This is a genomic window from Anabaenopsis sp. FSS-46, from assembly GCF_029891665.1.
Classification (GTDB): Bacteria; Cyanobacteriota; Cyanobacteriia; order Cyanobacteriales; family Nostocaceae; genus Anabaenopsis; species Anabaenopsis arnoldii.
Window position 1 is genome coordinate 22,210 of the sequence record NZ_JANQDG010000020.1, and the last position, 13,038, is coordinate 35,247.

Sequence of the window (13,038 nt, forward strand, 5' to 3'; positions counted from 1 at the left end):
AGGATAAATTACTGAAAACGTCGCCGAAAGCGGGGGTCAAGTTTATCTGTTTTTTGCTGATTACAGGTGAAACAGAGGGTCTGTAAGTTGCTGATATCGTTCTGACCACCACGAGCTAGGGGGACAATATGGTCAACTGTCAGCTTAGTTTCTGAACTTGTTTTACCACAGCTTTGACATTGATATTTATCTCTTGCAAATACGTATTTTCTCACTGAGGAGGGAATGGGAATCCGGGGAGTTTTATTCATGAGTTACCCTCAGTTCCGGAATCAGCGAGAATCTGCTGAAAATCTTCATTGCTAATTACAGGTAACAAGTGATCGTACAACTGCATAGATTGTAAACAGTTATTAATATGGGAGACTGCTGTGTTATAACCCTCAATTTTTTCTTTAACAACATTCAGTAAGCGTTGATTACTCAGAATTTTGTCTTCTGCTTCCTGTTGTAAAGTTTGTTCTAAATAAGCACGAGCTTGGGAGTATTGCTGTAATATATGATCTTCTTGCTCTTGTGCCATGGCTAATAATTGCCTCTTGAGGATGGTGTTGATAGTTTGACGCAAAGATTTACAAACTGTCTGGGAAACCTTGGGTTCAAAATCCAACTTTAACAACTGTCTAATTGCTGGTTCAGCTTCTACCATACTTTGAGAATCGTAACTTTGGGAGGTTTGCAGCAAAGTTTGACGAAATTGATATATAGAAAAAGTCCCCTCATCGTAAAATCTCGGACTTTCTCGCACAAAGCGATCGCATTCTGCACTAGCTGCATTATCCAAAATCACTGAGACGTTTTTGGCGGTAGCTTTCACCTGTTCCTCAATCCCCCCATCATTACCTAATAAACGATACAATTGACGATAGTATTCTGATTTGCGAATCTTTTCAATTAATTGCCTAAACAAATTATTTACTAATTGTTGACAACATTCGCTCAAAATATCTTCTAACTCGTTTGCTAAATAATAAAACGCTTCTACTAAAATCGCTAGTAAAGGCGCAGTGGAATTGCGGGGATGGCTACGGGTAGAACGTTGATAAGCATCAGCGACGGAAAATGTGTTTAGTAACTCATCTAAACGCCGAATCATCCGCCCTTGTAGTTGGCGAAAATCAGCCTCAAAAGTATCACAGGAATTATTAATTATTAGGTTGACCTCTTCTGTGATGTGCTGACCAAATTCTTTAGATACTTGCTGGAGTTGCTGATTCAGCCGTTGTAACTCCTGCGCCTTCATCCCCTCAATTTCTCGCGGTTGACTATCTAGTTTTATGTATTCAGTTTGATAATGTTTTTTTAGTTTAATACAAACATCTTCTAAATCATCCGCCAAATTTTCAAATAGCTGTGGGCGCTTTTCTTCTACCAAATATTTAGTAATCGCTGTGCGAAATTCCTCAATACCACTATCTTGAATTAGCTGATTAATTAAAGGCGCTCCCTGCTCTGCTAAAATTCTGACATAATTCTCATTGGGAGTTTCATAACTGTTTACCGAAATGCGAAAATGACTGGATGAGAGCTTACCGGAATTAGCACAGTAGCGGTTAAACTCATTAATAAATTGCGGTGTTTCTTCTCTCCCATTGCTACTTTTAACGGTATCTGCAAAAACAGAATCTAACCCAAATCTATCACTGATATTTGTATGTTTAATCTGACTGCCGTAAAATCCCAGTAATCCACTGGTTTTATAAACCCTAGGAGCATCACGAAACTCTTTACTAATTAAGTCATCTAAGCGCTGCCTTAACTGGTTATTATACCAGGTTTCATCAATGCGGTTGAAAGTGTAGAAAATGCGATCGCGTATTCCCCCATTGTCTCGCATTATTTCTAAAAGTTCCGTTTCCTCCTTGGTCATATCACCAGCAGCAGCAGGTTTTAATACACACACCACCGCTGATGTATCTGGATGTTGAATTTTAGCATAAGTTAACTGTGCATCCTTCTCCACCGGTGCATCAATACCAGGAGTATCAATAATTACATTTCCATCTTCTAACAGGGGATGATTGCAGTAATATTCAATTCGTTTTAAAACAGAGCTATTACTACCACGCCGCGCATATCCCGCAGCTTCCTTAATATTAGAAAAATTAAATTGCTCCATGGAATATGTAGCATTATTCATCGTTTGAATATGTTGACGATTTGCCTCATACCCCTCAAGTAGTAATATTAAAGCCTTCCCTTGTTTTGCTCGTTCCGATTTACTTTCTCCACCTTCTTGCTGAATAATAGCATTACAACCTTGACGCAGTAAATCAATAATTTCAGTTTGGTTAATATTAGCTCCTGTTTGAAATCCCAACTTTTCACATAAAAAACTGGCTTGTTCCCGAATTTCTACTTCACTTAAAAAGGTTAAAACCACCCTTTCCTGATCTAATGGTGCATACTCAATTCTGCATTCTGTACCTGTAGCGTGTCCTTCTGCACTGTATAGTAATTCCCGTTCTAGTAGTGCATTAATCAACATCGATTTACCCGCACTAAATGCACCTGCAAAGACAATTTCAAACTGCGGTGAAACGACTTTTTCCAGAGAAGTTTGTACAGATGTAATATCTTCAGATCGCAAAGGTGGCTCTTGTTGCAACAGTTGTAATACAGTTTCAACTTGCTCTTTTAAATTTTCACACTGGGTAGGGATGTTGGACATGATTCTTTATCTATAATTATCTAAGTATTCAGCCTGTATACGATTCAGTAGGAATCGTATATTATTTTTCCTATGCACCAAAGCAACTATCGCACCACAGGATAAGTCATCACAGACTTCACCGTGGCTATACCTGTGTTTTCCTCTTCTTTCTTCTTTTCCTTCAGCTGGGAGTTGAGCGCCTCCACTTCCCGCGAATAGTCCCATGTCTTCCTTTTAACTAAATATGCATTTACATCACGAGTTTTAATTTTTCCCCCATGCTTCTCAATCAGGGTAACCAGATTAGGCTTTAACTCCTCCAATTCCTGCTCTAGAGTCGCCTGCATCTGCTTAATTTCCCGATATCTATGAAAATACTCAGACTCATCATACCCTAAATCAACTAGGGGTAACTCAGGCTCAGTTAAGTTTTTATTTAGTGGTGGTTGGAACTTTTGAATATTCTGGTATTCCCAGTCATGCAAATCATCTACATCATCCCAATTTAAGTAACATATCCACTGACCGCCATTACTTTTAAAATCCCCAGTCCGCTCATGGTTTTGGTGTCTCTGTCTTAAGCTACTCGTAGAAATACCAACATACCAAACCCTGTAAGCATCATCACATATAAAGTAAATACCTGGTGAATCAGGTAAATTATGGTGTTCACCTAGCATCACCTTAGCTAGTTTTTTAATTATTATCTCCATCACACAACTTCATTAATTCCAGTATTTAAAAATACTAGCATCTTGAGTATAAATAAAAAAATACCTCTAAAGATAGATTTCAAATCCTCAAAAAGAGGCATTGCGCCTTGATTTTAATCCTTCCCGTTCCTCCATACTGGCAATAAAGTATCTAAATTTACTATATTTTGTTGAAATTTCTGAGTATTTTTCCATAGCACAGTAAACCCACCAGCACCCAGCCTATATTGGGGAAACAGCCGATAACAAGGAATATCAGTTAAATGAGATTGATATTCCCCTAAATAACTAACTGTAACTGGTTGAAAATCAGGGAACCGTGACATAAACCATTGACAAACCTCCTCATTTTCCTCCGGAGAGTAAGTACAGGTCATATAAGCAAGATAGCCCTGGGGTGCAACTAATTGAGCCGAATTAGCTAGAATCCTCTTTTGTCGATTAGCACTTTTATTAATCGCTGTGGGATGAAAACAGCCAGGGGCTTTTTCACCTTTAGCGACTAAAGATTGTCCAGTACAAGGCGCATCAACTATAACTAAATCACTAGATAATGGGATTTGCTCCGTAAAAATACTAGAATCTCGACTCACCACAGTACAAGGGCTAACTTGACAACGCTTTAAATTAGAAATCAGCATCCCTAAACGTTTACCAATGACCTCATTACAAATTAGTAAATTAGGTTGCAAAGCTTTCCAAGCAAAAATACTCTTACCCCCAGGGGAAGCACACATATCAAAAACCAAATTCACCGACTGGGGAATCATTAATAAAACTGTAGCCGCAAACACAGAAGAAAAATCTAAACAATAAAAATCACCTTGTTGATGCAGAGGATGTTTACCAGGCTTTTCTCCTAATGATAAACGCTGCACAAAATCTGGTTGCCAATTTATTGATGATTCTACGGTGAAAGGTGATAAATTAAGCTGATTTTTACACCAAATAATTGCCGGGTTAAAGGGTTGAGGATTCATTAATGAATCAATAAACTGTTCTTGTTTATCAGGGTTTTCAAACAACCGGCGCGAGAGTTTAAGTAATAAATTTGATGGTTTTTCCATTAGTAAAAATGTGACAGAAGAACAATGCTATAGATGGTCTTGGCTGCATACTGAAAATATCATGACCGGTTAATCCAACTGAATCAAGAATGTTTGCTCCTACTCAAGACCTGAGTCCTGGGTTGAGGGAGTCAAGTCGCCAAAATTGTTCGGAGATGATGATAAATGTTCGATAATTTCCCGGATAAATTACGCCGAGAAGCGCAATTATGGCGAGATGAAGGGCTAATTAGCGCTTCCCAGTACGAAAACTTAGCAGAACGTTATCGATTTAAGAACCTAGAAGCAGCATCACGCGATCGCTTTGTGGTCACTGTGATTGGTATAGGTAGTATCCTCTTGTGTTTAGGTATAATTACCTTCATAGCCACAAATTGGCAATCATGGTCACGAGAAGTCAAATTTATCTTGATGATCAGTTTATTTCTCTCCACTAGTATCACGGGTTTTTCTACATGGGTAGAAGCTAAATCTGGGAACAACGACAAGAGAAAACAGCAACAAAGTAAACGTATTTTGGGAGAGGGATTACTAATTTTAAGTGCCTTCTTTTTAGGTGCAAACATATTGCTCATGGCACAGATTTTCAATATTAGCGGTTCCATGGCAGAACTGTTTTTAGCCTGGGGATTTGGCGTTCTAGTCATGGCCTACAGTTTGTGTTTAAACTCCCTGGGAATTATGGCCATTATCCTCAGCCAAATCGGTTACTGGGCGGGAAGAGAAGACTTTGGGGTTTCCACAGTTGACTGGAATTGGGTAAGTTTGGCAGTTCGACATATGCCCTTATTGTCATGGTTACTATTTGTACCCTTAGCATATTTTTGTCGCTCTCGCTTGATTTTTGTGGTAGCAGCCTTTGTCTTTGCTGGTACTTTGCAGTTGAATCTCAATCCCCTACCACTGCTGAACCTGGACAATATAGCCCCTTGGGTGGCCTCCTTTGCCTTTGCACTGCCACCTGCATTATTCTGGAGTTATGACGATTTACTTTTCCCCACAGTCAATTACAGGTTATTTCAACCTCTGGCGCGTAACCTGGCATTGATATTTTTTGGACTAGTCTTTTATGTCTTGTCTTTCCGTTGGCAATGGGTAGCCCCAACATTGAATACCTTGATGCCAAATAGTAACAATAATCTATTCATGTCTCTGCCTGTAATCGATTTAGGGGTTCTCAGTGGTTTAGCAGTATTACAATGGTTATCAATGCTGCGTCTGCGAAATAACCCCCCCCGCAGGGAAGTGATTTTTACTCTTGCTGTTGTTACTACCTTTTTGGCTTTCATCATTATTACACCTTTCTGGCATTTAGCTATTACCCGCATTGATGAATTAGGCAGTTTCATCTTTAATGTACTTTTCGCCTTCTTAGCATTCGGGTTAATCCGAGAGGGATTAAAGTTAAACAACAGGAGCAGATTTTGGGGAGGTATGCTATTATTAACCTTACAAATTATTAGTAGGGTTATAGAGTATAATACAGACCGACTTTTTCAGTCCCTGGTATTTGTGATCTGCGGTTGGGCATTAATTACTGCCGGACTTTGGTTTGAACGTCGCTTACCTAGTAAATCCAGTTCCTAATTAAAGTTTGGTCACAATTAGGGACATTCAAGTGGGTGGGTGGTTTACCCTTTTTAGAGAATCTCTGCGTCAGTCCTAATTCTGGTAGTTCATCCAGACGCAATTTTGACTAATAACTCTTCATCTTAGGACTAGGCTCATGAGAAATGATTCCTCTGAATCGACTGGAAAGCAATCACCTAGAACATTATCCCCTGAAGTGGAATTTTCTGAGAAGCTGAGTTTTAAAGATTACGTCACTGCTAGTGAACAAAAAGCGAACCAGCCTCTACCTTTTTGGCGGCTATTAGTTCCCCTCTTAATTCAAACGGGAATTATCCTGGCCGTTCCCACCCAAGCAATGTATACTAGCATTGCTGGTAGGGATGTAATCCTGCAAACACTGGCTCAAAACCCTAATAATGTGGTTCAAGATTTTTTTCTCACCTTGGAATACAATATATCCCGCGTGGACAATTTGAGAAGGCTTCCCGGTTGGAATGATTTATTCAGAAGCAATCAGGGGAGAAACAGACAACTTCTCCCTGGGACTAACTTATACGTGATATTGCAAGAGCAACAAATTTCCTCCGGTCGTGGTGTTCCCAGTCCTTGGCGACCCATCAGGGTGACTAGCAATTTACCCGAATCTCTTCCCAGCAATCAAGTCGCTTTAAGAGGTGTCTATCAAGATAATGCCATTATCTACGGAATAGAAACATACTACCTCCCAGAACAACAAAGGCAGCAAGTTAGTAACGATATTTTCCAAAGCGTCCGGCAAACTAGAGGAAATAGACCCCCACAAATTCGACCAATTACCGTTAGAGTCAAAGTAGACCCTCAAGGTAATTCTGTACCCGTTAGTTTGTGGGTGCGCGATGCTTACGGCGATCGCGGCTATCGCAATTATCGCCTTTAATCCTCATGGCGTAAATTCCATGCTACACCGCCCGCCGCCCCTGCGCCTGCTACCAAACCTGTAGCCATTCCTTGGATAGTTCTTTGTATGGGGTCTTGTGTGAGACAATCACTAGTCACAGTCTGAGATTGCAAGCAAGAATTACTTTCTGCCCAGCTGGATGTACCCCCTAGGATTACACCCGCGAGACTACAGGAACAAACGAGCAACAACAGGCGCTTGGTTTTTCTATCCATGGATGGATGCTTTCAAGGTGAGGATGAGATAACTAACCTCAACTAATGTACACCTGTTTCTCTAAATTGACCACTGATTCATCCGTAAAAAAATACTTGTACTTAGTTACGTCCTGTGCCCATGACTTTGTGAATTAAGTCCAGGTGTTGGGGTAGGCAGACTCGTCGCAAGTCGTAGCGACTGACGATTTCCTGGCGCGCATTGTCCCGTATTTGTTGCATTCTGTTGGGATGTTCCAGCACCTCACCTATGCGATCGCATATATCCCCTGGGCTAAAATTGCACATACAGAGCGTACTTGAGCAATTCGCTTGTAGCTATAAATACCCTAAATTTTGCAGGTTAATTTTAGTGATTGTGAGTTTCTAGAGTTATTGTTTCCCAAGGACTCAAACCACAACCGCCTCTGCAACACCACCTTGCATTTTATGCATTGCATCCAGTAAGCTTTGCAGTTGCTGGTCGGCTTTCAAGACTGCTAAACCCCTTACAGTTATCTTACCCGGAGAGTAAACAAAGCGGGTCTTGAGATGTTCTGGTAAGTTGGCTGCTAGTAAATTCCAAGCCGGTTCTTCCATGGGAGTTTCTAAAACAATGTGTTGTTTATTCTCTGGTTTAATGCGGCTAAATCCTAACTTTTTCGCTACCTGTTTGAGTTCCATTACCCGTAAAAGTTGATTAGCCGGGACTGGTATGGCACCATAGCGATCGCCCCACTCCGCCGTGATATACTTTAATTCTTCTGGAGATTTTGCCGCCGCCACTGCCCGGTAAGCACTCATCTTTTGATCCACGTCGGGAATATAATCAGATGGAATAAATGCTGTGAGGTTGAGGTCAATTTGAGTATCATCAACTTTGGGTATTTCTTGTCCGCGAATTTCTCGAATCGCCTCTTCTAACATTTCCATATACAAATCAAAGCCGATGGCTTCCATTTGACCTGATTGTTCTGCACCTAACAAGTTACCCACACCTCTGATTTCCATATCGCGCATCGCCAGTTGATACCCCGAACCAAGTTGGGTAAATTCCTGAATCGCCCGCAGTCTTTGCCGTGCTGCATCAGATAAATTTTCTTGCTTGGGATAGAATAACCAAGCATGGGCTTGTATTCCCGCCCGTCCCACACGACCACGCAGTTGGTATAATTGAGATAACCCGAAACGGTGAGCATCTTCAATTAAGATTGTGTTGACTCGGGGAATATCTAAACCAGATTCAATAATTGTTGTACAGACGAGAATATCCGCTTCACCATTACTGAAAGTCAGCATAGTTGATTCTAAATCGCTTTCATCCATTTGACCATGAGCGATCGCAAACCTCGCCCCCGGTATCATTTGCCGTAAATTAGTTGTCAGTTCTTCGATGCCTTCCACCCGTGGAACTACATAAAATATTTGCCCTCTTCTGTCTAATTCCTGACGAATTGCCGTGCGCACCATTTCCGGGTTTAATGGCGCTAGGTGGGTTTTAATAGCTCTTCTGGTAGGAGGTGGTGTGGTAATTAAACTCATTTCCCGAATCCCTGACAGAGACATATATAAGGTACGGGGAATGGGAGTAGCCGAAAGTGTGAGGACATCAACTTGAGTTTTTAAGGTTTTAATTTTTTCCTTTTGATTCACCCCAAACCGTTGCTCTTCATCCACCACCAACAGTCCTAAATCACGAAAAGTGACATTCTTACCTAAAATTTGGTGTGTACCGACAACTATATCTAATTCCCCCGTGGCTAATCGCTTTTGAATGGTGCGGCGTTCTTCAGCACTGCGAAAACGATTCAGTAAGCCAATAGTTACCGGGTAAGGAGCAAAGCGTTCTTTGAGGGTGTGGTAGTGCTGCTGAGTCAAAATTGTCGTGGGTGCAAGTAGTGCAACTTGCTTACCCGCAGTGACAGCCTTGAAAATAGCCCGAATTGCTACCTCTGTTTTACCAAAACCCACATCCCCACAAACTAAACGATCCATGGGGCGATCGCTTTCCATATCTCGTTTGACATCTTGTACAGCTTTGAGCTGATCTATAGTCGCTTGGTAGGGGAATGAGTCTTCCATTTCTTCTTGCCAAGGCATATCTTGGGGATAACTATAGCCTTGTTGTTTAGATCGAGCTGCGTACAGTTTTAGCAAATCCACCGCCAACTTTTTGATGGCCTTACGAACTCGGTTTTTAGTATTTTCCCAAGCCTTACCAGTCATTTTGTGCAGTTCTGGTGGTTTGTCCCCCGTGCGACGAAACCGAGATAAAGCAGCGACTTGATCAGCAGCAACTCTGAGGATACCGTCAGCATACTGCACCACCAGATAATCACGGGTTTCATGATTAATAGTTAAGCTTTCCAACTTCATAAACTGACCGATTCCGTGACTTTTGTGCACTACATAATCACCTTGACGCAGCTTATTGGGGTCTACTTGCTTGGAAGTGGCTTGGCGACGCTTGCGGATATATCCCGGTGTGGCCAGGGAATGCTGTCCGTAAAATTCCCGATCGGTGATGACTATCAGTCGAAATGTAGGTAGGATAAAACCTTCTAGTTCCGCTAAACCGGAATACTTTATGGCTGTAGGTATATGGTTAATTTGTAATTTATCAATTGCTTGGTAGTCCCGCGGATTGGGGACAAATTGCGCCGGACAATCGTGTTCTTGTAGTAGAGAGACAGAACGGGAAGGTTGGGCAGAAATCAGCCAAATGGAGAAATTGCGATCGCGTTCTTGTCGCAGAATGTCCGCCAGCTTGCCAAATTGGTGTGGTGTTACCGGCAATGAGCGGCTAGCAAGATTTATACCACTGTTCTCTTCGGCTAATTCAGATAAATATAAAGTTTTAAACTTAGTTACATCTATGAGGCATTCATCAAAAGACCGATGAATTTTGGGTAACTCTGAGAAAATCGGGCTAGATTCTTCCCTATGACTCATACCCCATTGTTCCTGGGCATTTTCTACCCAGCGATCGCTATGTGCACGACACTGTTCTGGTTCATCAACAGCAATCAGGGTATTTTCACTTAAATAATCTAAGAGTGATGCTGGTTTTGTGAAAGCCAACCCCAGAAAACGACGACTCCCTTCTAGAAGTTCCGAGTCTGATTTCCCCTCAACCTGATCTTGTAATGCTTCCCAGACAATAGGAGCAAAACTAGTAGGAGTCAGGGTAAGTTGGTCAATTTTATCAAGGGCAGAACGTTGACTAGCAGCATCAAATTCGCGTATTTTCTCAATCTCGTCACCAAACCACTCTAATCTAACTGGCATTCCCGAAGAAACAGGAAAGACATCGATAATATCACCGCGCCGACTCCATTGACCTTCTGTTTCCACCAGTGGTACTCTTTCATACCCCAAATTGGTAATTTTTGCCCCGAAGGTATCCAGGTCAAACTCCATCCCCCGCTTCACCGTCAGACAGAAAGGTATAAAAGCTGCTGGTGGTGGTAAATGGGGTTGTAACGCCCCAGCAGTAGCGACAATTGCAAGATTGGTGTTGCTTTCCCCCTTCCCATTTACCAAATCAGCCAGAACTTGCATCTGTCCCCAGGTCATTTCCGTTTCCGGGTCAAAGGGTTCATAAGGAGACGCTTCGGAAGTGGGGTAAAAATGCACCGTCTGCCATCCCATAGCCTCCAACTGTGCATAAGCGCGTCCGCCTTCCTCCAGAGTTGGAACTACTACCAATAAATTTCTGCCAGAATTTTGGGCCAATGCTGAAGCTATTAGACCTTTGGGTAGGCGAGAAATGCCATTTAACCGCAATTCTTGTTGGCGATTTAACTGAGAAAGTAATTCAGTGTTGAGAGGCGATCGCCCCAAGGCGCGCACAATAGAAGAAAATGCCATAAGTTTTACTACAGGAGGAAGTCCTTAAAAATCACAGAAATTACAGTTAGTTTATATTCACCATTTTAAGAGTGTTCCAGCCGTTATTAACTTCACTTACAGAATTGTCCTCACTTACCTGGAGCCAGAGGGGTCATGACCAATGACATTTTTGTACATCTGTGGTTAATTTTTCTTATTAATTCTCGACAATCACCAACACAGCGGTAAAAGCCCTCCTATGATTACTAAATACTAAAAGGTGTATGAGCTTCTCACCTTCACCTAGATTCAGTGGCAATTCTCAAAAATGTCCTCCATCACGTTTGAAATGTTGGTCCTTTTGGCGCTAATTATAGCTAATGGTGTATTTTCTCTGGCGGAGATGGCAGTGGTCTCGGCAAGTAAACTTAGGTTACAGCAGCTGGCGAATCAAGGAGATGCCAAAGCCCGGGTAGCCTTAGCACTAGCTGAGTCGCCAAATGATTTTCTCTCCACCATTCAATTAGCAATTAACCTCTCAATTATCCTCACAGGGGCTTGGTTAGGAGCAATAATCACAACTAGAATATCAGTATATATACGTCTGATTCCATTCTTGGCATCTTATAGTCAACCCCTAGCTTTCGCGGTAGTAGTTGTCATAATTACCTATTTTTCCATGATTATTGGTGAATTATTACCAAAACGTCTGGCATTAAATAACCCAGAAGCAATTGCCAAGTTTATCGCTATTCCCATGCAACGCCTAGCCGCATTTACTTCACCATTGGTGTATTTCCTCAGTGCTTCTACTGATATAATAGTGCGAGGATTGGGGATGACGCCCCATCTGGGTCCACAGGTTACGGAGGAAGAAATTAAGATTTTAATTGAACAGGGAACGGAAGCCGGAACCTTTGAGGAGGCGGAACAAGATATGGTTGAGCGAGTTTTTCGTTTAGGCGATCGCCCTGTGAGTTCTTTTATGACACCCCGTCCTGATATTGTTTGGCTGGACTTAGAGGACTCACTGGAACAAAACCGCCAAAAGATCATTGAAAGTGCCTATTCTAGGTATCCAGTTTGTCAGGGAGGATTAGACAATGTTTTGGGGATAATTCCAGTTACCGACTTACTAGCCAGGTGTTTCCGCAGTGAACCCATGGACTTAACAGTGGGATTGCGGCCACCTGTCTATGTACCAGAAATCACACGCGGTTTAAAAGTATTGGAATTGTTTAAACAAACCATTACTTACATGGCTTTGATAGTGGATGAATATGGTGTAATTCAAGGATTAGTAACTCTTAACGACATCATGAGCGAAATCGTCGGTGATGTTCCAGAGGAACCGGGGGAGGAAGAACCCCAAGCAGTACAACGGGAGGATGGTTCCTGGCTCTTGGATGGAATGTTATATATAGATCAGTTTTATGAACTTTTTCATCTTGAAGAGTGGGAAATTGGCGAAAGAGGTAGCTATCAAACATTGGGTGGTTTTGTGATCAATCATCTTGGTCGTATTCCTGTAGTTGCAGACTATTTTGAATGGCGGGGGATGCGTATTGAAGTTATGGATATGGACAGTAACCGGGTTGATAAAGTCCTGGTCATCCCAAAGTTAGATGACGAGGTAGAGATTAGGGAGAATGATGATCCTCACCTTTAAAACATCCAGGGCAAGAAGCGCATCTCAAATGCTATTGACAATTGGACAATTTTATGATGTGCGTGTTCTGTAAGCATTTCAAATGCTACCAGTCAATCAGAATAGTTACAAACTCTTCAGATATGGTCGATTGTTGCTTAACAATTGAGATGACAAATTCTACTCAAATATGCTTGAATCGCCCTCTGGGTAGGCAAATCACATAAAGTTCATTTGGTCAAAGATTGTTAAGATGCGCTTACCGTGTTAAAACATCCTCTTAGAGGATGTTTGGAAAGTTTTAGATGGTGACTTTATACACTTGCAGATCCCCCCTAACCCCCCTTAATAAGGGGGGAACTAGAATCAAAGTCCCCCTTTTCAAGGGGGATTTAGGGGGATCTAAAATTTTTGATACATCAT

10 protein-coding genes are annotated in these 13,038 nt (G+C 41.7%); 3 read left to right on the plus strand and 7 right to left on the minus strand.

Features of this window, described 5'->3' with window-relative positions:
- Positions 1–8: 8 nt before the first annotated feature.
- From NWP21_RS02235 to NWP21_RS02250, 4 genes are all read right to left on the minus strand, one after another.
- Positions 9–251 (minus strand): HNH endonuclease, encoded by a 243-nt coding sequence (locus NWP21_RS02235; protein WP_280791451.1) that lies wholly within the window; start codon positions 249–251, stop codon positions 9–11.
- The gene (locus NWP21_RS02240; protein ID WP_280791452.1) at positions 248–2,671 is read right to left on the minus strand and encodes a dynamin-like GTPase family protein; all 2,424 of its coding nucleotides are present in this window, start codon (positions 2,669–2,671) and stop codon (positions 248–250) included. Before NWP21_RS02240 ends, NWP21_RS02235 begins: the two co-directional genes overlap by 4 nt.
- An 86-nt stretch (positions 2,672–2,757) precedes the next feature.
- A complete protein-coding gene (locus NWP21_RS02245; protein ID WP_271732462.1) occupies positions 2,758–3,366 on the minus strand; it encodes a GIY-YIG nuclease family protein in 609 nt (202 codons plus the stop codon).
- Between the two features lie 113 nt (positions 3,367–3,479).
- Positions 3,480–4,433, minus strand: a complete 954-nt coding sequence (locus NWP21_RS02250; protein ID WP_271732463.1) for an RsmB/NOP family class I SAM-dependent RNA methyltransferase — start codon at positions 4,431–4,433, stop codon at positions 3,480–3,482.
- 165 nt (positions 4,434–4,598) lie between these two features.
- Between NWP21_RS02250 and NWP21_RS02255 the strand changes: the two genes are divergently transcribed.
- Together NWP21_RS02255 and NWP21_RS02260 are read left to right on the plus strand one after the other, a co-directional pair.
- The gene (locus NWP21_RS02255; protein WP_280791453.1) at positions 4,599–6,020 is read left to right on the plus strand and encodes a DUF2157 domain-containing protein; all 1,422 of its coding nucleotides are present in this window, start codon (positions 4,599–4,601) and stop codon (positions 6,018–6,020) included.
- 139 nt (positions 6,021–6,159) lie between these two features.
- Positions 6,160–6,921: a GDYXXLXY domain-containing protein gene (locus tag NWP21_RS02260; protein WP_280791454.1), complete on the plus strand. Its 762-nt coding sequence runs from the start codon at positions 6,160–6,162 to the stop codon at positions 6,919–6,921.
- On the opposite strand, the gene NWP21_RS02265 is transcribed toward NWP21_RS02260, so the two are convergent.
- From NWP21_RS02265 to mfd, 3 genes are all read right to left on the minus strand, one after another.
- Entirely contained in the window at positions 6,918–7,157 is a 240-nt protein-coding gene (locus tag NWP21_RS02265) for a hypothetical protein (protein WP_280791455.1), read from the minus strand. The genes NWP21_RS02260 and NWP21_RS02265 overlap by 4 nt on opposite strands.
- Positions 7,158–7,259: 102 nt before the next feature.
- Positions 7,260–7,445: a hypothetical protein gene (locus tag NWP21_RS02270; RefSeq protein WP_280791456.1), complete on the minus strand. Its 186-nt coding sequence runs from the start codon at positions 7,443–7,445 to the stop codon at positions 7,260–7,262.
- A 102-nt stretch (positions 7,446–7,547) separates the two neighbouring features.
- Positions 7,548–11,006 carry a transcription-repair coupling factor gene (mfd, locus tag NWP21_RS02275; RefSeq protein WP_280791457.1) on the minus strand — a complete coding sequence of 1,153 codons (3,459 nt, stop codon included), beginning with the start codon at positions 11,004–11,006 and terminating at the stop codon, positions 7,548–7,550.
- A 289-nt stretch (positions 11,007–11,295) separates the two neighbouring features.
- Between mfd and NWP21_RS02280 the strand changes: the two genes are divergently transcribed.
- Positions 11,296–12,636 carry a hemolysin family protein gene (locus NWP21_RS02280; protein WP_280791458.1) on the plus strand — a complete coding sequence of 447 codons (1,341 nt, stop codon included), beginning with the start codon at positions 11,296–11,298 and terminating at the stop codon, positions 12,634–12,636.
- The last annotated feature ends 402 nt before the right edge of the window (positions 12,637–13,038 follow it).

Bases quoted from the DNA above. Each gene is read 5' to 3' on its own strand.
- NWP21_RS02235 (WP_280791451.1), bottom strand. From the start codon at position 251: ATGAATAAAACTCCCCGGATTCCCATTCCCTCCTCAGTGAGAAAATAC.
- NWP21_RS02240 (WP_280791452.1), bottom strand. From the start codon at position 2,671: ATGTCCAACATCCCTACCCAGTGTGAAAATTTAAAAGAGCAAGTTGAA.
- NWP21_RS02245 (WP_271732462.1), bottom strand. From the start codon at position 3,366: ATGGAGATAATAATTAAAAAACTAGCTAAGGTGATGCTAGGTGAACAC.
- NWP21_RS02250 (WP_271732463.1), bottom strand. From the start codon at position 4,433: ATGGAAAAACCATCAAATTTATTACTTAAACTCTCGCGCCGGTTGTTT.
- NWP21_RS02255 (WP_280791453.1), top strand. From the start codon at position 4,599: ATGTTCGATAATTTCCCGGATAAATTACGCCGAGAAGCGCAATTATGG.
- NWP21_RS02260 (WP_280791454.1), top strand. From the start codon at position 6,160: ATGAGAAATGATTCCTCTGAATCGACTGGAAAGCAATCACCTAGAACA.
- NWP21_RS02265 (WP_280791455.1), bottom strand. From the start codon at position 7,157: ATGGATAGAAAAACCAAGCGCCTGTTGTTGCTCGTTTGTTCCTGTAGT.
- NWP21_RS02270 (WP_280791456.1), bottom strand. From the start codon at position 7,445: ATGTGCAATTTTAGCCCAGGGGATATATGCGATCGCATAGGTGAGGTG.
- mfd (WP_280791457.1), bottom strand. From the start codon at position 11,006: ATGGCATTTTCTTCTATTGTGCGCGCCTTGGGGCGATCGCCTCTCAAC.
- NWP21_RS02280 (WP_280791458.1), top strand. From the start codon at position 11,296: ATGTCCTCCATCACGTTTGAAATGTTGGTCCTTTTGGCGCTAATTATA.